The sequence below is a fragment of the Pseudomonas fluorescens genome (genome assembly GCF_030344995.1).
GTDB lineage: Bacteria > Pseudomonadota > Gammaproteobacteria > Pseudomonadales > Pseudomonadaceae > Aquipseudomonas > Aquipseudomonas fluorescens_BF.
The window spans coordinates 5,918,318-5,941,763 of record NZ_CP128260.1 but is presented as its reverse complement, the minus strand read 5'-3'; the positions used below and the strand labels follow the sequence as shown (position 1 = coordinate 5,941,763).

Here is a 23,446-nt window from a genome sequence, read left to right as displayed (position 1 = left end):
TTTCAGGACGCCGCCGATTCCTTGTAAGCCTTCAACGCCTTGAGCCGTTCGCGCTTGAGTGCCTCGCCCAGTTCCGGGCCTTTGAATCCCTTCTCCAGCAATGGCTGCACCGCCACGCCGCGCGCCACATTGGCCGCGCCGCGCAGGTAATCCGCCTGTGGATAACTACGTTGCTCGAGCCCTTTGCGGCCTCGGGCATCCATCTCGCACGCGACGATGAATTCTTCGAAACGCTGTGGCCGACGGTAAACGTCAAAGCTTTGCAGCAACTCAAGCAAGGTCGAAGCCTTCAACTCCAGGGCGCGATGGCCGTGAGTGTGATATTGACCGACCAGCAAGGCCAGCTCCTGACAATCCTTCGGTGCCTTGAAGCGCTCGTTGACCGCTTTGATCAACTTCAGGCCCTTGTGCTCATGGGCGATGTGTCGTGGCCATTCATCTTGCGGGGTCAGGCCTTTGCCGAGGTCGTGCAGGAGGCAGGCCCAGCGCACGGTCAGCGGCTGCTTGTGCAGGGCCGACTGCTCAAGCACGCTCAGGGTGTGAATGCCGCTGTCGATTTCAGGGTGGTGGGCTTCCGGTTGCGGCACGCCGAACAAGGCATCGACCTCCGGCATCAGCACCTTCAAGGCGCCGCAATCGCGCAACACCTGAATGAACACTTGGGGCTGATCTTCCATCAGTGCCCGGGAAATCTCTTTCCAGCTGCGTTCGGCCGTAAGGGATTCAAGTTCGCCTGATTCGCTGAGTTGACGCATCAGCTCCAATGTCTCGGGCGCAACCTTGAAGCCAAGCTCCGCATAGCGGGCGGCAAAGCGCGCAACGCGCAGAACCCTGAGCGGATCTTCGGCAAACGCGGGGGAAACGTGGCGCAGAATCCGCTCTTCGAGATCGCGCTGGCCGTGGTAGGGATCGGTCAGGTTTTGCTGATCGTCTTCGGCCATGGCGTTGATCGTAAGGTCGCGGCGGATCAGGTCTTCTTCAAGCGTGACCTCGGGGCTGGCGTGAAAGGTGAAACCACCATAACCGCGACCGCTCTTGCGCTCGGTGCGGGCGAGGGCGTATTCCTCGCCACTTTTCGGGTGAAGAAACACCGGGAAATCCGCGCCGACCGGACGAAATCCCTTGGCGAGCATTTCTTCTGTGGACGCGCCGACCACTACCCAATCGATGTCGGTAACCGGTTTGCCCAGCAGGCGATCACGTACCGCACCGCCGACCTTGTAAATCTGCATAAAAAACCTCCGTTGGCCCGACAGGATAACCCTTGCGCCGGACTTTCGGAGGCCTGAACGGGATCAAAGATGAATGACGGCCAGGTCGAGTCGACCGTAATCCCCCTCGCTGTGTTCGCTACGAGGCGGAACATGATGGGTCTTCATGATCTGATCGCCCTGCAGGGTTTCCAGATGAATGTCGAAGCCCCACAGCCGGTGCAGGTGTTTCAGGACCTCCTCGGTGGAATCACCCAGCGGTTTGCGGTCGTGTTGCTGGTGGCGCAGGGTCAGCGAGCGGTCGCCGCGGCGGTCGATGCTGTAGATCTGCACGTTCGGTTCACGGTTGCCGAGGTTGTATTGCGCCGCGAGCGTTTCGCGAATGATCCGGTAACCGCCCTCGTCATGAATGGCGGGCACCAACAGATCGTCCTTCTGATCGTCATCGAGAATGCTGAATAGCTTAAGGTCGCGGATTACCTTGGGTGACAGGTACTGCAGGATGAAGCTCTCATCCTTGAAGCTGCTCATGGCGAACTTGATGGTCGACAGCCAGTCGCTGCCGGCGATTTCCGGGAACCAGCGGCGGTCTTCTTCCGTGGGCTCTTCGCACATGCGGCGGATGTCGCGATACATCGCAAAACCCAGCGCATACGGGTTGATGCCGTTGTAGTAAGGGCTGTCGAACCCAGGCTGGAACACCACACTGGTGTGGGACGTCAGGAACTCCATCATGAAGCCGTCCGTCACCAGGCCTTCGTCGTACAGGTCGTTCATCAGCGTGTAGTGCCAGAACGTCGCCCAGCCTTCGTTCATCACCTGGGTCTGGCGCTGTGGATAGAAATACTGGGCGATCTTGCGCACGATCCGCACGATCTCGCGCTGCCAAGGCTCCAGCAGCGGGGCGTGTTTCTCGATGAAATACAGGATGTTTTCCTGCGGTTCGGCCGGGAAGCGCGCGTTGTCCTTGTCGCTGTACTTGTCCGCGCCTTTGGGAATGGTGCGCCACAGGTCGTTGATCTGCTTCTGCAGGTGCTCTTCGCGATCCTTCTGCCGACGCCGTTCTTCCTCGGCGGAAATCGGGTATGGACGTTTGTAGCGGTCGACACCGTAGTTCATCAGGGCGTGGCAGGAATCGAGCAGATCCTCCACGGCATCAATCCCGTGGCGCTCCTCGCACTGCATGATGTACTGCTTGGCGAACACCAGGTAATCGATGATCGAACTGGCGTCGGTCCAGGTGCGGAACAGATAGTTGCCCTTGAAGAAACTGTTGTGGCCGTAGCAGGCATGCGCGACCACCAGTGCCTGCATGCAGATGGTGTTTTCTTCCATCAGGTACGCGATGCACGGGTCCGAGTTGATCACGATCTCGTACGCCAGCCCCATCTGCCCGCGGCTGTAGGATTTCTCGGTGCTGAGGAAGTGCTTGCCATAGGACCAATGGTGATAGCCCAGCGGCATGCCGACCGAAGCGTAGGCGTCCATCATTTGTTCGGCGGTGATCACTTCGATCTGGTTGGGGTAGGTGTCCAGGGCATAGCCGGCCGCGATACGGGCGATTTCGCGGTCGTACGTCTGGATCAGCTCGAAAGTCCATTCCGAGCCGGTGGAAATGGGTTGGCGCTTCTGCTCTTTGGCGGTCTTGGCGGTCATGTCACTAACCTGCGCTGGAAGAGTTCACGGAAGACCGGATAGATATCCCCGGCCGAGACCAGTTGTTGCTGGGCAAAAGTGTCGGAAAAGGCTTCGGCGATGCGTTCGTACTCGTACCACAAGGCCTGATGTTCGCGCGGGGTGATCTCCACGTAAGTGTAGTACTGCACGAACGGCATGATCTGGTTGATCAGGATGTCGCGGCAGATCGGCGAGTCGTCGTTCCAGTTGTCGCCGTCGGAAGCCTGGGCGGCGTAGATGTTCCACTCGTTGCTCGGATAGCGCTCGGCCATGATCTCCTGCATCAGTTTCAGGGCGCTGGAAACGATGGTGCCGCCGGTTTCGCGGGAATAGAAAAACTCCTCTTCGTCCACTTCCCGGGCACTGGTGTGGTGGCGGATGAACACCACGTCGATCTTGTCGTAGTTCCGCTTGAGGAACAGGTACAACAGGATGAAAAACCGTTTGGCGATGTCCTTGGTCGCCTGGGTCATGGAGCCGGAAACGTCCATCAGGCAGAACATCACGGCTTTCGAGCTGGGGTTTGGCTGCTTGATGAGCAGGTTGTACTTGAGATCGAAGGTATCGAGGAACGGCACGCGGTGGATGCGTGCACTGAGTTTCTCGATTTCCGCCTCGAGATCCTGAATGTCGCCGAAATTGTCCGGCTCTTCGCGTTTGAGTCGCGCCAGTTCCTCTTTGACCTCGCGCAGTTTGGCGCGGCTGCTGCCCGATAGCGCAATGCGCCGAGCGTGGGCCGAGCGCAGGGTACGGATGATGTTGATCCGCGACGGGTTGCCCTCGTTACTGATCCCCGCGCGTACGGTCTTGAAGGTATCTGTGCCGGTCAGGTTGCGTTTGACCAGGTTGGGCAATTCGAGGTCCTCGAACATGAATTCGAGGAATTCTTCCTGGGTGATCTGGAAGACGAACTCGTCCATGCCTTCGCCGGAGTTGCCGGCCTTGCCCGGTCCACGGCCACCACCGCCTCCAGGCGGACGGGCAATGTGTTCGCCAGCGGTGAATTCCTTGTTGCCGGGGTGAACCACGGTCTGCTTGCCGCCGCGACCATGGTGAAGCACCGGTTCGTCGATATCGCGACCGGGAATGCTGATCTGCTCGCCGTGCTCCATATCGGTGATGGAACGCCGGCTGACCGCCTCTTCGACAGCCTTCTTGATGTGGTCACGGTAACGCCGCAGGAAGCGCTGACGGTTCACCGTGCTCTTGTTCTTGCCATTGAGACGTCGGTCGATCACATAGCTCATGACTGCTCCTTAGAAGCTGTCCTGCAAAGGGCGAGCGGTCATGCAGCATTGAACCGAATGCCAAGGGACGTACACGCTCCCCCAAGCGCTTTGGGTGCTGCCTGAGCCTCGCTACCGCCTTTCGAACACCTTCCAGAGGCCTGTGTAGCAGAAAATGCGCACACAGGCCTCGGGCTGACGACAACCGGTCTGACCGGCCGCGGTTTACTGTGATTTTCTGACCCGCAGATACCACTCGGAGAGCAGTCGTACCTGTTTGTCGGTGTAGCCGCGTTCGACCATTCGTGTAACGAAGTCGTTGTGTTTCTGTTGATCCTCTTTGCTGGCCTTGGCGTTGAAGCTGATGACTGGCAGGAGGTCTTCGGTGTTCGAGAACATTTTCTTCTCGATGACCACCCGCAGTTTTTCGTAGCTGAGCCAGGTCGGGTTCTTGCCGTTGTTGTTGGCCCGGGCGCGCAATACGAAGTTGACGATTTCGTTGCGGAAATCCTTCGGATTGCTGATGCCGGCCGGTTTCTCGATTTTTTCCAGTTCCTCGTTGAGGGCGACGCGGTTGAGGATCTCGCCGGTTTCCGGATCGCGGTATTCCTGATCCTGAATCCAGAAGTCCGCATACAGCACGTAGCGGTCGAAGATGTTCTGGCCGTACTCGCTGTAAGACTCGAGATAGGCGGTCTGGATCTCCTTGCCGATGAATTCGATATAACGCGGTGCCAGGTACTCTTTCAGATAGCGCAGATAGCGTTCGCGAGTCTCGGCCTGGAACTGTTCCTGTTCGATCTGCTGTTCCAGGACATACAGCAGGTGTACCGGGTTGGCGGCGATTTCATGCGGATCGAAGTTGAAGACCTTGGACAGGATCTTGAACGCAAACCGGGTCGACAGGCCGTTCATGCCTTCGTCGACACCTGCCGCATCGCGGTATTCCTGGATCGACTTGGCCTTCGGATCGGTGTCCTTGAGGTTTTCGCCGTCATACACGCGCATCTTGGAGTAGATGTTGGAGTTTTCCGGCTCCTTCAGACGCGACAGCACAGTGAACTGCGCCAGCATCTTCAGGGTGTCCGGCGCGCAATGCGCCTTGGCCAGGGAGCTGTTGAACAGCAGCTTGTCGTAGATCTTCACTTCATCGCTGACCCGCAGGCAGTACGGCACCTTGACGATATAGATCCGGTCGATGAAGGCTTCGTTGTTCTTGTTGTTGCGGAAGGTGTGCCACTCCGATTCGTTGGAGTGGGCCAGCAGGATCCCGGTGAACGGAATCGCGCCAAGGCCTTCGGTACTGTTGTAGTTGCCTTCCTGAGTGGCGGTCAGCAACGGGTGGAGCACCTTGATCGGTGCCTTGAACATTTCGACGAATTCCATCAGGCCCTGGTTGGCCCGGCACAGCGCACCGGAGTAGCTGTAGGCATCGGCGTCGTTCTGCGGGAATTCTTCGAGTTTGCGGATATCGACCTTGCCCACCAGCGCGGAGATGTCCTGGTTGTTTTCGTCGCCCGGTTCGGTCTTGGCCACGGCGATCTGGTTGAGGATCGACGGGTACAGCTTGACCACGCGGAACTGGCTGATGTCACCGCCGAATTCGGCCAGACGCTTGGTGGCCCATGGCGACATGATGGTGTTCAGGTAGCGCCGTGGAATGCCGAAATCCTCCTCGAGGATCGCGCCATCTTCGGTGGCGTTGAACAGACCCAGAGGCGATTCGAATACCGGCGAGCCCTTGATGGCATAGAAGGGCACTTTTTCCATCAGTTGTTTCAGCTTCTCGGCCAGGGACGATTTACCGCCGCCGACGGGGCCGAGCAGATAGAGGATCTGTTTCTTCTCTTCCAGACCCTGGGCCGCATGACGGAAATACGACACGATCTGGTCGATGCATTCTTCCATCCCGTGGAAGTCTTCAAAGGCCGGATAGCGACGGATGACCTTGTTGGAAAAGATTCGCGACAGCCTCGAATTGGTCGAGGTGTCGAGCAGTTCCGGTTCGCCGATGGCCATTAACAGACGCTCGGCGGCGGAAACATAGGCACTGCGATCCTTTTTGCACAGTTCCAGGTACTCCTGCAGGGAGAATTCTTCCTGGCGTGTGGACTCGAAGCGTTGTTGGAAGTGGCTAAAGATACTCATGACGTCACCTCGCTCGATACGTGGAGCCGACGCCGGATCACTCAGTCGATGCTGGCAAGCAGCCGCGATGGCAGCTGTTGTTTACCCCCCAGAACCCTTCCGCGATCGACAATCGCGAAAGTCACTCCCGATGACCCGTGCGCCGGTGTACCGGCTCTCCCCTGTTTTGGATGGCCTGGGCTTAAGGATAGTTGGGAATTCGGGAGGTAAAGGCGAGATACGTAATTAGTTGTCTCAGACCGTTCGTCTGCTACCGCGCAAGCCCGCGGGAGCCGGGGCCTGCACGTTACAAAAAAATTATTCGGAGGTGCCTTGCGCAGTTTCCGAAGGAAAAGTCGTACGCCACAACTCGAAGCCGCCGTCCATGCTGTAGACGTCGGAGAAGCCCTGGCTCACGAGATACGCGGCGGCACCCTGGCTCGAGTTGCCGTGGTAGCAGACCACGACGGTGGGGGCATCGAGGTCGGCGCCCTGGATGAAAGCATGCAGGGAATGATTGTCCAGATGCTTTGAGCCGCTGATGTGCAGTGCGGCAAATGTTGCCGGGTCACGGACGTCGACGACCACGGCGCCTTGTTCGCGCAGGGCCTGTGCCTGTTCCGGGGGGATACGTTTGAATTCGCTCATGGCGGGCTCCTGTGGCTCGGCTGAAAACGCAGTCTAGCGCGGGGCGCTGACGGGAGAAGATTCGGTGATCAGTGGTGCGACCGGGGGCAGGACGGCCCCGTGCTCGTCGCATTTGCATGACAGGCGTTCGCCGCTGTCGACATTCATCAGGGTCAGGCTGCCGCCCCACACGCATCCGGTGTCGAGGGCGCAGATGCCGGGTTCGTGAACGTTGCCCTCCAGCGCCGCCCAGTGACCAAAGATGATCCGCAGGCCACGGGTCTTGCGTTCCTTGTGCTGGAACCAGGGTTTGTATCCCGGTGGCGCGGTGTCGAGGCCTTCCTTGCTCTTGAGGTCGAGCTTGCCTTCGGCGGTGCAGAAACGCATGCGGGTGAAGTAATTGGTGATGACTCGCAGGCGTGTCACGCCTTTGAGGTCGCTGTCCCATTTCGCCGGTTCGTTGCCGTACATGCCGTCGAGGAAGGGGGGAAGCAGGTTGTCGTCACGCAGCGCAGTCTCGACTTCTTCAGCGTACTTGAGCGCCTTGCGCAGCGACCATTGCGGCGGAATGCCCGCATGCACCATGGCCACTTCGCGCTGCTCGTCGTAATGCATGAGTTTCTGCTGGCGCAGCCATTCCATCAGTTCGGCGCAGTCGGGTGCTTCAAGGATTTCACGCAGCGTGTCGGACTTCTTCATGCGCTCGATGTTTTTCGCCGCGGCCAGCAAGTGCAGATCGTGATTGCCGAGGACACATACCAACGAGTCGCGCATGCCATAAAGAAAGCGCAGGGTTTCCAGTGACTGCGGGCCACGGTTGACCAGATCGCCGACCAGCCACAGGCGATCCAGGGCGGGGTCGAACGCCACCTGCTTGAGCAGGCACTTGAGCGGTTCGAGGCAGCCTTGCAGGTCGCCGACGGCATACGTCGCCATCAGTGCAGGGCTCCAGGGACGGCGAGGCGGAAGGGCTTGATGATCGCATCGAAATGCTTGCCGTCGTCGGCGACCATTTCGTAGCTGCCTTGCATGGTGCCGACCTTGGTGGTCATCACCGTGCCACTGCTGTAGGTGTGGCTTTTACCAGCACCGATCAGCGGTTGCTGGCCGACCACGCCGGCGCCGCGCACTTCTTCGACATGTCCGTCGCCATCGGTGATCACCCAATGGCGCGACATCAGGCGGGCCGGTTGCTCGCCATTGTTCTGCACGGTGATGGTGTAGGCGAAGGCAAAGCGCTCGTGCTCGGGTTGCGATTGGTCTGCCAGATAGTGGGTAACGACACTGACATCGACCTGGTAGCGGGGATCGGACATGCAAAAGGCCTTAAAAACGAAGCGGGACGCGGGGCGTAGCTGATTGGAATTCAGTCTAGGCAAGTATCGGGCAGTAGACCAGAGTTGGCCTCCCGCCCGATAGCGATGATTGCCGGTCAGTCGGCTTCAGGCGCCTTCGCCGGCTGTTCGGCGAGCTTGTCGGCCAGGCGTACGAACGCGGCTAGGTCGAGTTGCTCGGGGCGCAGGCTGCCATCGACGCCGGCGGCTTCGATTTCGGCGTTGCTCAGCAACTGCTTGAGGGTGTTGCGCAGGGTCTTGCGACGCTGGTTGAAGGCTTCACGTACCACGCGCTCGAGCAGGCGATGATCCTTGGCCGGATGCGGCAGTACCGCGTGCGGCACCAGCCGGACGATCGCCGAGTCGACTTTCGGCGGCGGATTGAATGCGCCCGGGCCGACGTTGAACAGGTGCTCGACCCGGCAATGGTACTGAACCATGATCGACAGACGGCCCCAGTCACCGCCACCCGGACCTGCGGCCAGACGCTCGACCACTTCCTTCTGCAACATGAAGTGCATGTCGCGGATGATGCCGGCGTTGTTCAGCAGGTGGAAAATCAGCGGCGTGGAGATGTTGTACGGCAGGTTGCCGACCACGCGCAGGCTGTTCGGCGCAGCGTTCAGGCTGTTGAAGTCGAATTTCAGCGCATCGCCCTGATGCAGGTTGAAATTGCTCTTGCCGGCAAACTGCTGGTTGAGGATCGGGATCAGGTCCTTGTCCAGCTCCACCACGTCCAGCTGTGCGCCGGAATTGAGGATGCCGGCGGTCAATGCGCCCTGGCCCGGCCCGATTTCCAGCATGCGGTCGCCGGCCTTGGCACTGATGGAGCGCAGGATGCGGTCGATGACGCCGGCATCGTGCAGGAAGTTCTGGCCAAAGCGTTTGCGCGCCTTGTGTTGGTATTGCTCGGTCATAAACGGGTCTCGGCCATCTGGTAGGCGGTTTCCAGGGCGACTTGCAGGCTGCCGGTGTCGATCTTGCCGCTGCCGGCCAGATCCAGGGCAGTGCCATGGTCGACCGACGTGCGGATGATCGGCAGGCCCAGGGTCACGTTGACCGCAGCGCCGAAGCCTTTGTACTTGAGCACGGGCAGGCCCTGGTCGTGGTACATCGCCAGCACCGCGTCGCAGTGCTCCAGATATTTGGGGGTAAATAGAGTGTCGGCAGGCAGCGGGCCACGAAGGTCCATGCCCTCGCCGCGCAGGCGCTCCAATGTGGGTTCGATGATGTCGATTTCTTCATGGCCCAGGTGTCCGCCTTCACCGGCATGCGGGTTGAGTCCGCAGACCAGGATGCGCGGTTGGGCGATGCCGAATTTTTGTTGCAGATCGGCGTGCAGAATCCGCGTGACCCGTTCCAGCCGCTCCGGCGTGATCGCATCGGCGATGTCGCGCAAGGGCAGGTGAGTGGTGACCAGCGCCACGCGCAAACCGCGGGTGGCGAGCATCATCACCACTTGGGCGGTGTGGGTCAGGTCGGCGAGAAATTCGGTGTGACCGGAAAACGCGATGCCCGATTCGTTGATTACACCCTTGTGCACCGGGGCGGTGATCATCCCGGCGAAGTCGCCGTTCAGGCAGCCGTTGCCGGCGCGGGTCAGGGTTTCGAGGACGAATGCGGCGTTGGCCTTGTCCAGTTGCCCGGCGACCACGGGGGCGCTGAGCGGGGTGTCCCAGACGTACAGGCTGTTGGCGGGCGCCGGAGCGTCCGGCCAGTTGTCAGGTGCTACGTCCAGCAAGCTGACAGCCAGCCCCAACTGCGCGGCCCGCTCTTGGAGCAGGTCGCGGCTGGTGATGGCAATCAGGGGGTGTGGCTGGGCTTGCGAGGCGAGCAGCAGGCACAGGTCGGGACCGATGCCGGCCGGTTCGCCGGGTGTCAGCGCGAAACGCTTGGGTTTCACTGCGCTGCCTGGTCTGCACCAGGGAGTTTGATCTCTACGTACGCTTCGTCACGGATCTGACGCAGCCAGGTTTGCAGCTCTTCGTCGTATTTGCGGTTACGCAATACGGTCATCGCTTGCTGCTCGCGGGCCTGTTCGGTGCTGTCGGTGGCGCGACGGCCAAGGACTTCCAGAACGTGCCAGCCGTACTGGGTCTGGAACGGCTTGGACAGCTGACCCTGCGGGGACTTGGCCATCACGGCGCGGAATTCCGGTACCAGTGCATTCGGGTCGATCCAGTTCAGGTCGCCGCCGTTGAGAGCGGAGCCCGGGTCTTCCGAATACTTCTTGGCCAGCTCAGCGAAATCTTCGCCGGCTTCGATGCGGTTATAGAGCGACTGAGCCAGTTCCTTGGTCTTGGCTTCGTCGCGAACCGGACTTGGCTTGACCAGAATGTGGCGTACATGCACTTCGTCGCGCATCTGGCTTTCGCCGCCACGCTTTTCCAGCAGCTTCAGAATGATGAAGCCGCCCGGAGTGCGTGCCGGTTGAGTGATGTCGCCAGCCGTCATGCTGCTCAGTTCGCGGTCGAACGGCGGTGGCAGTTGAGCGGCTTTACGCCAGCCCATATCGCCGCCTTCCAGCGCGTTGTCACTGGCGGAGTTGGCCACGGCCATCTGGCCGAAGTCAGCGCCTTGCTTGAGCTGCTGGTAAACGTCCATCGCCTTGCGTGCAGCACTCTGAATCGCTTCGGAGTTGGCGCTTTCCGGCGTCGGAATCAGGATGTTGGCCAGGTGCAGTTCTTCGGACAGTTGCATCTTGCCCAGGTCGGAGGCGAGGAAGTTCTTCACTTCCTGTTCCGATACCTGGATGCGCTCGGCCACGCGGCGCTGACGCACGCGGCTGATGACCATTTCACGACGGATCTGCTCGCGAGCGTCCTCATAGGAAAGGCCATCGCGAGACAGGGCGATGCGGAACTGTTCCGGGGTCATGTTATTGCGCTGGGCAATGGTGCCGACCGCCTGGTTCAGCTCTTCATCGGTGATGCGGATACCGGAACGTTCGCCGATCTGCAGTTGCAGGTTTTCGACGATCAGGCGCTCGAGCACCTGTTGGTCCAATACGCCCGGAGGTGGCAGACCGCCGCCACGCTTGGCGATGGTTTGCTGAACTTCATGGACGCGTTGATCCAGCTGGCTCTGCATGACCACGTCGTTGTCGACGATGGCCACCACTTTATCGATGGACTGCACCGCGGCGTTGGCCGCGGTACCCAGGAACAGCGCGCCCAGCATCAGCGGGCGCAGACAATCAGAAAGCTTGGTCTTCACGTTGACGATAACCTTGGATGCCTTTGTCGAGGAAGCTCTCTACCTTGGCGCCAGTGAGGCCGCCGAGTCCCTTCAGAACAATTTGGAGGAAGACGCCGTGGTCGCCTTTTTCGTTTTCCGGGGCGTTCTGACTGAACTCGTCATAGCTGACCCAGTAACGGTTGATCAGGCGCAGTTTCCAGCAGCAGTTGTCATACTCGAAACCACCGAAGGCTTCCAGCGTGCGATTGCGGTTGTAGTCGTACTGCCAGCGGCTGATCGCGCTCCACTGTGGAACGATCGGCCAGATGACCGAGAAGTCATGCTGCTGGATCTTGTAGTAGTCCTTCACGTAGCCAGGCTGGCCCGGGGTGCCGTAGTCACCACCACCCACCGACCATCTGCCGGTGTTCTGGTCGTAACGGACCTGGTCGTTGCGATAGCGATAGCCGACGTTGACCACCTTGTTCGGATTGTCTTCCGGCTGGTAGTGGAACATCGCGCTGCCGGAACGCGGGCTGCGGCTGTCCGGATCCCAGTTGTAGTCGGCAGTGGTGCGCCAGTCGCGGTTCCAGCGGTATTCGTACTCCAGCGCGTATGGCGAGACGCTGGATTTGGCGTCGTCGCGATCGTTGAACGCGATACCCGGGAGTTGAACCTTGCGGTCCTTGAAGTACAGGGCCTGGCCGACGCTGATGCGTTGACGCTCGAACCCGTCGTCTTCGATCCAGCGGCTGGTCACGCCCAGCGACAGCTTGTTCTCGTCGCCGACACGGTCGGAACCGGAGAAGCGGTTGTCGCGGAACAGCGAGGCGTAGTTGAAGGTGTACTCGCTGGTGTCGAATACCGGAATGTCTTCCTGGTCCACCTCAGGTACATAGAGGTAGAACAAGCGTGGTTCCAGTGTCTGGCGGTAGTTCTTGCCAAAGTAGGATGTGTTGCGGTCGAAGTACAGGCCGCTGTCGATGCTGGCGATCGGTACGCCACGGCTCTGGTTGCTGTCAAACGTACCGTTGAGTTTGTTCTGCTCGGCGGTCTGCGCAGCGATCTGGGATTTTCCGGTGCCATCCAGATCCAGTTGGTACTGGGTGTACTGATACTTGAGCGATGGTTTCAGGAAACCATAGGTCCAGTTCATCGGCAGGCTGACGCCCGGCTTCAGGTTCAGACGATCGCCATTTGCACGTGCCAGGCCCACTACGTTCGTATCGAGGCGAGGTGCAGTGGAGCCATCTTCGTTGACGAAGTTGCCGCTTTTCAGATCGCGATCAAACCGTACGATCTCGGTCTCGTAATCGAAGTTCAGGCCTTCCGGGTGATACGGCAGCTGACCATTGAAGGTGATCTGCGGCAGGCGGTCATACGGTGTGATGTTCGATACGGTTGCCAGCTGGTACGCCTGGGCGTTCAAGCGGGCAGTGTAGCTGTCGCCACGATAGGTGACCGAGCCCTGCTGGTTCACGTAGTCGGCACTTTTCACGCCGATCTGGTCGGTCTGCAGATCCTGGAAGTAGTACGGATCGCTGATCTTGGTGTAGTCAACCTGGGTGAGCACGCGTGAGTCGAGACCACCCTTGTGCTGCCAGTTGTACATGTAGCGGGTCTTGTCGTAGTCGGTCTGGCCCTTGCGCTCGTCGTCCTCGTCGTTGAGGTACGCCGCACCGAACTGGCCTTCGCTCGACTTGGTCAGGTAGCGGAATTCACCTTCCACCAGCATGCCGCGCTTGCTCATGTAGCGCGGATACAACGTGGCGTCGTAGTTCGGAGCCAGGTTGAAGTAGTACGGGGTCACCAGCATGAAGCCGGTGTCGCTGCCGGTGCCGATGGTCGGCGGCAGGAAGCCCGACTGACGACGGTCGTCGATCGGGAAATAGATGTACGGCGTGTACAGGACCGGAATGTCCTTGACCCGCAGCGTCACGTTGGTCGCGGTACCGAAGCCGGTGGCAGGGTTCAGGGTGATGTTGTTGCCCTTGAGCTGCCAGGCGTTGCTGTTCGGTTCGCACGTGGTGTACGTGCCGTCTTTCAGACGGATGATCGCGTTTTCGGCGCGCTTGGCGTACAGCGCGTTACCGCGGATGCGCGACTTGTGCATCACGTATTCGGCGTTGTCGACCTTGGCTTCACCGGTGTCGAGCTGCACATCGGCGTGGTCGCCGACAATCAGCGCGCCGTTGTCGCGAATGCGCACGTTGCCGGCCAGTTCGCCACGGCTTTCGGCCTGATACAGGTTGGCCTCGTCGGCTTCGACCTGCATGCTGCCCTGACGCATGACCACGTCACCGGCCAGACTCGCGACTTGCGAATCCTGCTGATAACGCGATGCCTTGGCGCCGATGAAGGTCGGGGCGTCACTTTTATTCGTCTTGTCATTCATGCCAGGACGAATCGGTTCGATATAGGAACCAGAGCAGTAAGGACCGGTCTCGGCCAGTTGGGCGGCGGTGAGCTTCTCGCGCGGAACCCAGTCGAGGTGACTGTAGTCTTCGCTACGGGATTTCAGGCCACGGCCCTTGGACTCGGTAACCAGTACCGGCTTGGGCCCGGACTCCGCAGTGGAGCCGCTCTCGGCCGGGGCTTCGCCAGCGGCGCTGACGGCACTGCCGTCATGCACGGGACGCGGCGGCAAGGCAGCGGCCGGTGTCTTCGGCGAGCAGGCCCAGCCACCCGTTGCCGAGACGGCGCAGTCATACTGCTCGGCGGCAACAACGAATGAACTGGCCAGAGGTTGCATAGCCAGCAGACTGCCGGTTACCAACAACGGAAATTTTTTACGAAACGCGGGGGATTTCAATGCCATCTTATTAGTCCGGGCTTCCTGCGTGCCATCTGCCCGCGGTGTGGGCCGCACGCCTCTCGATGGTCTGAAAAAGATGCTGGATAATAAAGCATGACCCGCTTGACGGCTAGCGCCGTCGGAGACCCTTGCAATGCCTGATCAAGATGTACGCTTGCAACACCTGAAAGTTTGGCTTGATGAACAGTTGGCAATCCTTTTTGCAGATCAGGGCTGGGGGACCGTACCCCCGGCCACGTTGACCGCGGCTAGCAGCGACGCGAGTTTCCGCCGGTATTTCCGTTGGGAAGGCGCGGGTCGCAGCTTCGTCGTGATGGACGCGCCGCCGCCTCAGGAAAACTGCAAACCGTTCGTGGATATCGCCTTTTTGCTGGCGAAATCCGGCATCAACGTGCCGAAAATTTATGCGGAAGACCTCGAACGCGGGTTTCTTTTGCTCAATGACCTGGGCAACAAGACCTATCTGGACGTGATCGACAGCGAAAATGCCGACGCGTTATTCAGCGATGCCCTGCAAGCGCTGCTGGCTTTTCAGCAGCTGCCGATGGTGGCACCGCTGCCGAGCTATGACGTCGCGTTGTTGCGCCGCGAGCTGGGACTGTTCCCCGAGTGGTACGTGAAACGCGAGTTGGGCGTCGAGTTCGATGCCACCCAACAGCAGCAGTGGCAAACGGTCAGCGAGCTGCTGATCGACAGCGCCCTGGCCCAGCCGAAAGTGCTGGTGCACCGCGACTACATGCCGCGCAACCTGATGCTCAGCGAGCCGAACCCCGGTGTGCTGGATTTCCAGGACGCCGTGTATGGCCCGGTGACCTACGACGTGACCTGCCTGTTCAAGGATGCATTCCTCAGCTGGCCTGAAGAGCGTGTGCGCGGCTGGCTGGAAAGCTACTGGCAGCAGGCGTCGGCGCTGAACATCCCGGTGCAGCCGGACTTCGAAGAGTTCCTGCGCGCCAGTGATCTGATGGGCGTGCAGCGCCATCTGAAAGTCATAGGGATCTTCGCTCGCATCTGCCATCGCGATGGCAAGCCGCGTTATCTCGGTGATGTGCCGCGTTTCTTCTCTTATATAGACGCAGTCATCGCTCGCCGTCCCGAGTTGGCGGATCTGCAGGCACTGCTCGCCAGCCTGCGTGGTGGAGTGACGGCATGAAGGCAATGATTCTGGCGGCAGGCAAAGGCGAGCGCATGCGCCCGCTGACCCTGACCACCCCCAAGCCGCTGGTGCGAGCCGGCGGCGTACCACTGATTGAATATCACCTGCGTGCCCTGGCTGCGGCCGGTTTCAATGAAATCGTGATCAACCATGCCTGGCTCGGACAGCAGATCGAAGATCATCTGGGCGATGGCTCGCGGTTCGGCGTGTCGATCCAGTACTCGCCGGAGGGCGAGCCACTGGAAACCGGCGGCGGAATTTTCCGTGCCTTGCCGCTGTTGGGTGACGACGCGTTTCTGGTGGTCAACGGTGACATCTGGACCGATTACGACTTCAGCGTGCTGCACCAGCCAATCACTGGCCTGGCGCACCTGGTGCTGGCGGACAATCCGGCCCATCACCCGACAGGCGACTTCACCCTCACCGACGGCCAGGTGCGTGATGGCCAGGCCGATGCGGCAACCCTGACCTACAGCGGCATCGCCGTACTGCACCCGCAATTGTTCGACGGCTGCAGCGACGGTGCCTTCAAACTGGCGCCGCTGCTGCGAAAAGCCATGGCGAACGGGCAGGTAACCGGCGAGCGGTTGAAAGGTCACTGGGTTGATGTCGGCACGCACGAGCGTCTGGCCGAAGCCGAAGCCTTGATAGAAGCGAGTCGCTGATATGTTGTGGCCAGGGACTCTGATTGGAGCCGGAGCGGGTTTTGCTATCGCCAGCATTCCGGGGGCCATGCTTGGTGCTTTGTTGGGGCAGGCGCTGGATCGGCGCCTGCATTTGCAGAGCTGGGGGCATTTGCGGGAAAAACTCGGCGGCCGGCCGATGCTGCGCAACGACGAATTGTTGTTCGTGTTGCTCGGGCGTCTGGCCAAGAGCGACGGGCGAGTCACGGACGGTCACATCCAGCAGGCGCGGCAGGAGATGCGTTCTCTGGAAATGAGCGAGCCGGCACAGCGACGGGCGATTGCTGCGTTCAATCGCGGCAAGTCCGGCAACGACAATCTGCGCGGTTATCTGCGTCGGTTGAGCGCTCAACCCCATGCGGCCGAAGGCGTGTTGCGCGCCTGCTGGCGAATGGTCTGGGCCGATGGCCGGGCGGGTGTCAGCGAGCGTGAATTGCTGGCGCAGTGGGGCAAGTGGCTGGGCTGGACGACGCACCAGATCCAGGCGCTGGCAGCGGACTACGAGCCGCACAAGCGTCCGATCGTCAGTGCGGCGGTGAGCTATCAGGAGGCGATGCGCCTGCTCGGCGTATCGGCCACCAGCGAACCGGCGCAGATCAAGCGTGCCTATCGACGTCTGCTCAGCCGGCATCACCCGGACAAGGTGGCCGGGACCGGCGCCACGCCGGCGCAGGTGCGCGAGGCCACCGAGAGGACTCGCGAGTTGCACAATGCCTACACGTTGATTCGCGAGCGGCGGGATTTTCGCTAGGCATAAAAAAATCGCAGCGTTGGGCTGCGATTTTTTTGTCTGCGTTTTGACAGTCGGTTTTTTTAGTCAGGGCTCTGCGGATTTAACCAGCCACGCACCCGGCGGAACAATTGCTCCTGCTCGGCTTTGTTGTCCGGCAGGGCCTTGAGTGCGACCTGACTGAACGCGGACGTTTTCAGCCGCTTGCTCGCCTGCATGCGCTCAAGTGCCGCGTTGCGGTCCAGCGGTTTATCCATGTAGAAAATATCTGCTGTCGGCAGTTTCAGGGTCGGCGTCAGTTCCACCAGTTCCGGCTTGGCCTTGGCCGGGGTCTGTGCGGCCACCAGCAGCAGCTTCTCGACCTGCGAGCTTTGTCGCTCGCTCATGTAGCGCGCGGCCCAGTAAGCGCCGGTGCCATGGCCGAGGACGACGATACTGCGCGCGCTCTGTTGTTCGGCGTAGGCCAGTGCTGCGTCGATGCGGGCGAAAATTCGCTCGGCATCAGCCTTGGACTGTTCTTCGGTGGTTTCGGCAACAACCTTGTCAGCCACATCGGCTTCGCCGCCGGCGGCTTGTTCGATCGGCTCGGCGGTGGTCGAATCCTTGCTGCCCGGGTCGGCGGTTTTCGGTGCGGCGGGGGCTTCGGCCACGCGCGGTGCGATGGCATCGCTTTGCAGATCGGGCAGGGTGATACTCAGGCTGCTCCACTCGACGTCCGGCAACTTGCGACGCAACGGGCCGATCGCCTGGGGCCAGTCAGCGGTTTCGCCAGCGCCGGGAATGAGGATTACCGCGCCTTTGGGTTCGGCGGTGTTGGCCGGTTTCCACAGGGCAAGGAAAGTGTCGCTGCCGGCTTGCAGTTGCTGTTGTTCCTGAGCCGGAACCTTGCGTTCGAGTGCTGCGGCTTCTTCCTGACTACGCTCAAGCAGTGGCTGGCGTTCGACCGGTTTTTCTTCGGCGGCTTTTTCTGCGGCGGGAGCGGGGGCCGGATCCGCGGCTTCGACGGAAAACGCACAAGGCAGGATCAGCGACAGGCACAATGCTGGCATTGCCAGGCGATAGACAGGGGGCATCGGTTATTCCAGGCCAGAAGTTATCCCGGCAGCCTAATGGGTTGGTCAGAATTTGTCAGTGTATGAGACTTCAATGATGCGTTTTTGCTGCCTGTGGGTTATCGGCTGTCTGGCGTTTCCCTTGATGGGCTGGGCGGCGCCTGCGCCACCGAGTCACCTCGCACGGTTGTCGGCGAGTGAGCAACAGTGGCTCGCGCAGCACAACGAATTGCGTGTCGGTCTGGTGTTGCAGGCGCCGTACGCGCAATACGACCGGCGCTTGCAGCGGCTGTCGGGGGCCAACGTCGAAGTGATGAAGGCATTGGCCAAGGCGCTGAATGTCGAGCTGAGCTGGCGCAATTTTCAGGATCTGGCCCAACTCGAGGCGGCTGCCCGAGACGGCGAAATCGACATCGCTCCGGGCCTGACCCAGACCCCGGGCGGGCTGCGTCTATGGCAGTTTTCCGACCCGTACATGCGCGTGCCGCAACTGGTGGTCAGCGACCAGAAAAGCAGTGCGACCGTGGAACTGGAAAAACTCGACAGCCAGGCCCGCGTCGCCGTGCGCATGCCCGGCGTCACCGCCGATTACCTGCGCGGCAACTATCCCCACCTGAATCTGCAAGGTGTACCGATGGAGCGTCAGGCGCTGCAACTGCTGCTGAGTCAGCAGGCGTCCTACGCGGTGGTCGATGAAGCGCAGCTCGGTCGGCTGTCGGCGGAACCGGAGTTTGCAGGCTTGGTGGTGGTCGGGGACATCGGTTTGCCGCAACTGCTGCGCATCGGCACCCGTCGTGACTGGCTGGAGCTGGCCGGAATCGTCGAGAGCGCCCTGCGCGCAATCCCGGCCAAGGATCTGGAGCGCCTGCATGCGCAATGGCTGCAACCCAAATATCCACGACTTTCCGAATCGCCGGGCTTCTGGCAGAACCTGAGTCTGTTGTTCGCGGTGCTGCTGCTCAGTTGCGTGGCCATCGTGTTCTGGCAACGCCGCCAGCAACGCAGTCTTGAACAACGCCTGTTCGATGCGCGTGAAGACATCGCCCTGCGTGCTGCCAGCGAAGAGGCCTTGCGCCTTACCCAGTTTTCCATCGATCAGAGCACCGTCGGCATTCTCTGGGTCAATTGGGACAGCCATGTGCGTTACGCCAATCGCGCGGCAGAAAACATGCTCGGTTATCCACAGGGCGCCATCATCGACCGGCCGTTGATCGACTTCGAACCGGGCCTGCACATGGACCGCTGGCTCAACCTGTGGAAACGCGCCCGGGCCAGCGAAGAGGGGCCGCTGAGTTTTGAAACCAACTGTGTGCGGGCCGATGGCAGTGTGCTGCCGGCGGATGTGTCGCTGAGCTTCCTGCGTTTTCGCGATGGCGAGTACCTGGTGGTTTATCTCACCGATGTCACCGAGCGCCGTCGTGCCCTGGCTGCGTTGCAGGAAAGCGAGGCGCGGCTGCAAGGCATCGCGGCCAATGTACCGGGGCTGGTGTTCCGTCTCGAGCGCGCACCGGTGACCGGGCAGATCGATTTCGCCTACATCAGCGAGGGCAGCGAAAGTCTGGTCGGCTACGCGCCGGCCGCCATCGCCCATCGCGACATGGGCCTGCGCAGTCTGGTGCATCCGGATGACCGGGTCGCTTATCACCAGACCCAGGACCAGGCGCTGGACACCGACAGCGACTGGTCGTGGCAGGGTCGGATTCTTACGCGCCAGGGTGAGCAGCGCTGGGCCGAGATCAAGGCCATCACCCGTCAACTGGAGGGCGGTTCCTATGTCTGGGACGGCATCGTCTGGGACATCACCGAAAGCAAACGCATTGAACTGGAACTGGCGGCCTCCCGCGAGCAACTGCGCGAACTGTCGGCGCACCTCGAAAGCGTGCGCGAAGAGGAAAAGGCGCGCATCGCCCGCGAGGTTCACGATGAGCTGGGGCAGATGCTGACGGTGCTGAAACTGGAGACGTCGATGTGCGAACTGGCCTACGCGCAACTCGACCCGGGTCTGAACGAACGGCTGAACAGCATGAAGCGCCTGATCGCCCAGTTGTTCCAGCTGGTGCGGGATGTGGCGACGGCGTTGCGCCCGCCGATCCTCGATGCCGGGATCGCCTCGGCGATCGAGTGGCAGGCGCGGCGGTTCGAGGCGCGTACGCAGATTCCGTGTCTGGTGCAGGTGCCGGACAACCTTGCACCGCTCAGCGACGCCAAGGCCATCGGCCTGTTCCGCATTCTTCAGGAGGCGCTGACCAACGTCATGCGCCATGCCCAGGCGCATACTGTGGAACTGACGCTGGCGCAGCAAGGCGACGAATTGTGTCTGACGGTCAGCGATGATGGCGTAGGATTTGTCGCCGCTGCCGGCAGGCCGACGTCGTTCGGGCTGGTGGGCATGCGCGAGCGGGTGTTGATCATGGGCGGGCAGCTGTTACTCGACAGCGAGCCGGGCGAGGGCACCACGCTGAGCGTGCGGGTGCCGCTGGATGAGGAGAAGTAAGTGATCCGTGTACTGGTAGCCGAAGACCACACCATCGTTCGCGAAGGCATCAAGCAATTGATCGGCCTGGCCAAGGATCTGCAAGTGGTGGGGGAGGCGAGCAACGGCGAGCAGTTGCTGGAAACCCTGCGCAACGTGCCCTGTGAAGTGGTGTTGCTGGATATCTCGATGCCCGGGGTCAACGGGCTCGAAGCGATTCCGCGAATCCGCGCGCTGAACCATCCGCCGGCGATTCTGGTGTTGTCGATGCACGACGAAGCGCAGATGGCCGCCCGGGCGCTGAAGGTCGGCGCCGCCGGGTATGCGACCAAGGACAGCGATCCGGCGCTGCTGCTGACGGCGATCCGCAAGGTCGCGGCCGGCGGGCGCTACATCGACCCGGAGCTGGCCGACCGCATGGTCTTCGAGGTCGGCCTGACCGATGCGCGGCCGCTGCATTCGTTGCTGTCCGAGCGCGAGTTCTCGGTGTTCGAACGCCTGGCGCAAGGCGCCAACGTCAACGACATCGCCCAGCAACTGGCCCTGAGCAGCAAGACCATCAGTACCCACAAGGCGCGGCTGATGCAGAAACTCAACATCACCTCACTTGCCGAGCTGGTGAAGTACGCAATGGAACACAAGCTCCTCTGAGCGACATATCCAATAGCGACAGGCGCGTTTGCCCGTAATTGCAGCTTGTAGCTCGAAGCTTGTCGCTGGCGTGCCAAAACGCGCCATCCTTGTAGGGCAATCCCTACCCCCGGCCTTCCATCCGGCTGAGGCGATTCTCTCCTGCGCCCCGATTTGCGTGACTGCGAGCAGCCACTAGGCTTAATCCCACAGCAGTCATCAATAACAAAGGTGTGGGTATGAGCCAGGTCGAATCAAACGCAGGGGCCAGCGATGTGCTGGTCAGCTTTCGTGGAGTGCAGAAGAGCTACGACGGCGAGAACCTGATCGTCAAAGACCTCAACCTGGACATCCGCAAGGGCGAATTCCTCACCTTGCTCGGGCCGTCCGGCTCGGGCAAGACCACCAGCCTGATGATGCTCGCCGGTTTCGAAACCCCGACCGCCGGTGAAATCCTTCTGGCCGGGCGGGCGATCAACAACGTGCCGCCGCACAAGCGCGACATCGGCATGGTGTTCCAGAACTACGCGCTGTTCCCGCACATGACCGTTGCCGAAAACCTCGCGTTTCCGCTGACCGTGCGTGGCCTGAACAAGAGCGACGTCAGCGACAAGGTCAAGAAAGTCCTGAGCATGGTCCAGCTCGACGCGTTCGCATCGCGTTACCCGGCGCAATTGTCCGGCGGTCAGCAACAACGTGTGGCTTTGGCCCGCGCGCTGGTGTTCGAGCCGCAACTGGTGCTGATGGACGAACCTCTTGGCGCTCTCGATAAACAGCTGCGTGAACACATGCAGATGGAAATCAAACACCTGCACCAGCGTCTCGGCGTGACTGTGGTCTACGTGACCCACGACCAGGGCGAAGCCCTGACCATGTCCGACCGCGTGGCCGTGTTCCACCAGGGCGAGATCCAGCAGATCGCCCCGCCGCGCACCCTCTACGAAGAACCGAAAAACACCTTCGTCGCCAACTTCATCGGCGAGAACAACCGCCTCAACGGTCGCCTGCTCAGCCAGAACGGCGAGCGCTGCGTGGTCGAGCTAGGGCGTGGGGAAAAGGTCGAGGCGCTGGCAGTCAACATCGGCCAGACCGGCGAACCGGTCACCCTGTCGATTCGCCCTGAGCGCGTCAGTCTCAACGGTTCGAGCGACCAATGCGTCAACCGCTTCTCCGGGCGGGTGGCCGAATTCATCTATCTGGGCGACCACGTCCGGGTGCGCCTGGAAGTCTGCGGCAAGACCGACTTCTTCGTGAAACAACCGATTGCCGAGCTCGATCCAGCGCTCGCGGTCGGTGACGTGGTTCCGCTTGGCTGGCAGGTCGAGCACGTCCGCGCGCTCGATCCTCTTCTAGAGGCGCACTAAAACGCCCCGCAATACCAACACCAACCCTGCACGTGGAGAGAACAATAAATGTTGAGATCCCTGAAGTTCACAGCCCTGACCCTGGGCCTGATGGGTGCGGCAAGCGCAATGGCCGCTGGACCGGATCTGACCGTGGTGTCGTTTGGCGGGGCGAACAAGGCGGCGCAAGTCAAAGCCTTCTACGCACCGTGGGAAGCAGCGGGCAACGGCAAGATCGTCGCCGGCGAGTACAACGGTGAGATGGCCAAGGTCAAAGCCATGGTCGACACCAAGAGCGTGTCCTGGGATCTGGTAGAGGTTGAATCGCCGGAACTGTCCCGCGGCTGCGACGAAGACATGTTCGAGCAACTGGATCCTGCGCTGTTCGGCAAAGCCGAAGACTACGTCAAAGGCGCGATCCAGCCTTGCGGCGTGGGCTTCTTCGTATGGTCGACCGTGCTGGCCTACAACGCCGACAAGCTGAAAACCGCACCGACCAGCTGGGCGGATTTCTGGGACACGAAAAAATTCCCGGGCAAGCGCGGCCTGCGCAAAGGCGCCAAGTACACCCTTGAATTCGCACTGATGGCCGACGGCGTTGCGCCGAAAGACGTCTACAAGGAACTCGCCAGCAAGAACGGCCAGGACCGCGCATTCAAGAAACTGGATGAGCTGAAACCGAACATCCAGTGGTGGGAAGCCGGCGCACAGCCGCCGCAATACCTCGCCTCCGGTGACGTGGTCATGAGCTCGGCCTACAACGGTCGTATCGCTGCCGTGCAGAAAGAATCCAACCTGAAAGTGGTGTGGAACGGCGGTATCTACGACTTCGATGCGTGGGCCATCCCGAAAGGTCTGGACGCCAAGCGCGCCGAAGCGGCGAAGAAATTCATCGCGTTCTCGGTGCAGCCGCAACAGCAGAAGACCTACTCGGAAAACATCGCCTACGGCCCGGCCAACTCTCAGGCAGTGCCGTTGCTGGACAAGGCAATCCTGAAAGATATGCCGACCACCCCGGAAAACATCGCCAACCAGGTGCAAATCGACGTCAGCTTCTGGGCTGACAACGGCGAGCAACTGGAGCAGCGCTTCAATTCCTGGGCTGCGAAGTAAGCAGAAGGCTCGCCCTTCTGTGGGAGCGGGCATGCTCGCGAAAGCGTCAGTACATTCAACATTGATGTCGAC

Annotated in this window: 19 protein-coding genes; 7 read left to right on the top strand and 12 right to left on the bottom strand. The window is 60.8% G+C overall.

The genetic code is table 11. The features are described 5' to 3' along the window. Positions 1-2: 2 nt before the first annotated feature. The 11 genes from QR290_RS26800 to QR290_RS26750 all read right to left on the bottom strand — a co-directional run bounded on the left by QR290_RS26800 (position 3) and on the right by QR290_RS26750 (position 14,197). Positions 3-1,232 carry a multifunctional CCA addition/repair protein gene (locus tag QR290_RS26800; protein ID WP_115079410.1) on the bottom strand — a complete coding sequence of 410 codons (1,230 nt, stop codon included), beginning with the start codon at positions 1,230-1,232 and terminating at the stop codon, positions 3-5. Positions 1,233-1,295: 63 nt separating this feature from the next. After that, positions 1,296-2,867 carry a SpoVR family protein gene (locus tag QR290_RS26795; RefSeq protein ID WP_007959904.1) on the bottom strand — a complete coding sequence of 524 codons (1,572 nt, stop codon included), beginning with the start codon at positions 2,865-2,867 and terminating at the stop codon, positions 1,296-1,298. Beyond that, positions 2,864-4,135, bottom strand: coding sequence for a YeaH/YhbH family protein (locus tag QR290_RS26790; protein ID WP_007959907.1), 1,272 nt, complete (start codon positions 4,133-4,135; stop codon positions 2,864-2,866). The genes QR290_RS26795 and QR290_RS26790 overlap by 4 nt, the downstream gene beginning before the upstream one ends. Positions 4,136-4,339: 204 nt before the next feature. Then, positions 4,340-6,262, bottom strand: coding sequence for a PrkA family serine protein kinase (locus tag QR290_RS26785; protein ID WP_011336211.1), 1,923 nt, complete (start codon positions 6,260-6,262; stop codon positions 4,340-4,342). 297 nt (positions 6,263-6,559) lie between these two features. Further along, positions 6,560-6,889, bottom strand: coding sequence for a thiosulfate sulfurtransferase GlpE (glpE, locus tag QR290_RS26780; RefSeq protein WP_007959911.1), 330 nt, complete (start codon positions 6,887-6,889; stop codon positions 6,560-6,562). Between the two features lie 33 nt (positions 6,890-6,922). After that, positions 6,923-7,804, bottom strand: a complete 882-nt coding sequence (locus QR290_RS26775; protein WP_289203928.1) for a symmetrical bis(5'-nucleosyl)-tetraphosphatase — start codon at positions 7,802-7,804, stop codon at positions 6,923-6,925. Then, the gene (gene apaG / locus QR290_RS26770) at positions 7,804-8,184 is read right to left on the bottom strand and encodes a Co2+/Mg2+ efflux protein ApaG (protein ID WP_011336209.1); all 381 of its coding nucleotides are present in this window, start codon (positions 8,182-8,184) and stop codon (positions 7,804-7,806) included. Before apaG ends, QR290_RS26775 begins: the two co-directional genes overlap by 1 nt. Before the next feature lie 116 nt (positions 8,185-8,300). Further along, positions 8,301-9,119, bottom strand: a complete 819-nt coding sequence (gene rsmA / locus QR290_RS26765) for a 16S rRNA (adenine(1518)-N(6)/adenine(1519)-N(6))-dimethyltransferase RsmA (RefSeq protein WP_007959916.1) — start codon at positions 9,117-9,119, stop codon at positions 8,301-8,303. Continuing rightward, on the bottom strand, positions 9,116-10,105 hold the full coding sequence (pdxA, locus tag QR290_RS26760) for a 4-hydroxythreonine-4-phosphate dehydrogenase PdxA (protein WP_289203927.1): 990 nt from the start codon (positions 10,103-10,105) through the stop codon (positions 9,116-9,118). Before pdxA ends, rsmA begins: the two co-directional genes overlap by 4 nt. Further along, positions 10,102-11,418, bottom strand: coding sequence for a peptidylprolyl isomerase SurA (gene surA / locus QR290_RS26755; protein ID WP_007959918.1), 1,317 nt, complete (start codon positions 11,416-11,418; stop codon positions 10,102-10,104). The genes pdxA and surA overlap by 4 nt, the downstream gene beginning before the upstream one ends. Continuing rightward, on the bottom strand, positions 11,399-14,197 hold the full coding sequence (locus QR290_RS26750) for an LPS-assembly protein LptD (protein WP_289203926.1): 2,799 nt from the start codon (positions 14,195-14,197) through the stop codon (positions 11,399-11,401). The genes surA and QR290_RS26750 overlap by 20 nt, the downstream gene beginning before the upstream one ends. Before the next feature lie 130 nt (positions 14,198-14,327). Between QR290_RS26750 and QR290_RS26745 the strand changes: the two genes are divergently transcribed. The 3 genes from QR290_RS26745 to QR290_RS26735 are packed head-to-tail and all read left to right on the top strand — an operon-like array spanning position 14,328 to position 16,784. Then, positions 14,328-15,347 carry an aminoglycoside phosphotransferase family protein gene (locus QR290_RS26745; protein WP_289203925.1) on the top strand — a complete coding sequence of 340 codons (1,020 nt, stop codon included), beginning with the start codon at positions 14,328-14,330 and terminating at the stop codon, positions 15,345-15,347. Next, positions 15,344-16,015 carry an N-acetylmuramate alpha-1-phosphate uridylyltransferase MurU gene (murU, locus tag QR290_RS26740; RefSeq protein ID WP_115079404.1) on the top strand — a complete coding sequence of 224 codons (672 nt, stop codon included), beginning with the start codon at positions 15,344-15,346 and terminating at the stop codon, positions 16,013-16,015. Before QR290_RS26745 ends, murU begins: the two co-directional genes overlap by 4 nt. Before the next feature lies 1 nt (position 16,016). Next, a complete protein-coding gene (locus QR290_RS26735) occupies positions 16,017-16,784 on the top strand; it encodes a TerB family tellurite resistance protein (protein ID WP_115079403.1) in 768 nt (255 codons plus the stop codon). A 62-nt stretch (positions 16,785-16,846) separates the two neighbouring features. Here QR290_RS26735 and QR290_RS26730 read toward each other — a convergent pair whose 3' ends face one another. After that, on the bottom strand, positions 16,847-17,836 hold the full coding sequence (locus QR290_RS26730; RefSeq protein WP_289203924.1) for an alpha/beta hydrolase family protein: 990 nt from the start codon (positions 17,834-17,836) through the stop codon (positions 16,847-16,849). Between the two features lie 73 nt (positions 17,837-17,909). On the opposite strand from QR290_RS26730, the gene QR290_RS26725 reads away from it, so the two are divergent. The 4 genes from QR290_RS26725 to QR290_RS26710 all read left to right on the top strand — a co-directional run bounded on the left by QR290_RS26725 (position 17,910) and on the right by QR290_RS26710 (position 23,374). Next, positions 17,910-20,309 (top strand): PAS domain-containing sensor histidine kinase, encoded by a 2,400-nt coding sequence (locus QR290_RS26725; protein ID WP_289203923.1) that lies wholly within the window; start codon positions 17,910-17,912, stop codon positions 20,307-20,309. Then, entirely contained in the window at positions 20,310-20,939 is a 630-nt protein-coding gene (locus QR290_RS26720; RefSeq protein ID WP_007959929.1) for a response regulator, read from the top strand. It begins immediately after the preceding gene. Between the two features lie 218 nt (positions 20,940-21,157). After that, complete coding sequence (locus QR290_RS26715) at positions 21,158-22,282, top strand: ABC transporter ATP-binding protein (protein WP_007959931.1); 1,125 nt, start codon at positions 21,158-21,160, stop codon at positions 22,280-22,282. 48 nt (positions 22,283-22,330) lie between these two features. Next, positions 22,331-23,374: an ABC transporter substrate-binding protein gene (locus tag QR290_RS26710; RefSeq protein WP_115079399.1), complete on the top strand. Its 1,044-nt coding sequence runs from the start codon at positions 22,331-22,333 to the stop codon at positions 23,372-23,374. Positions 23,375-23,446: the final 72 nt, after the last annotated feature.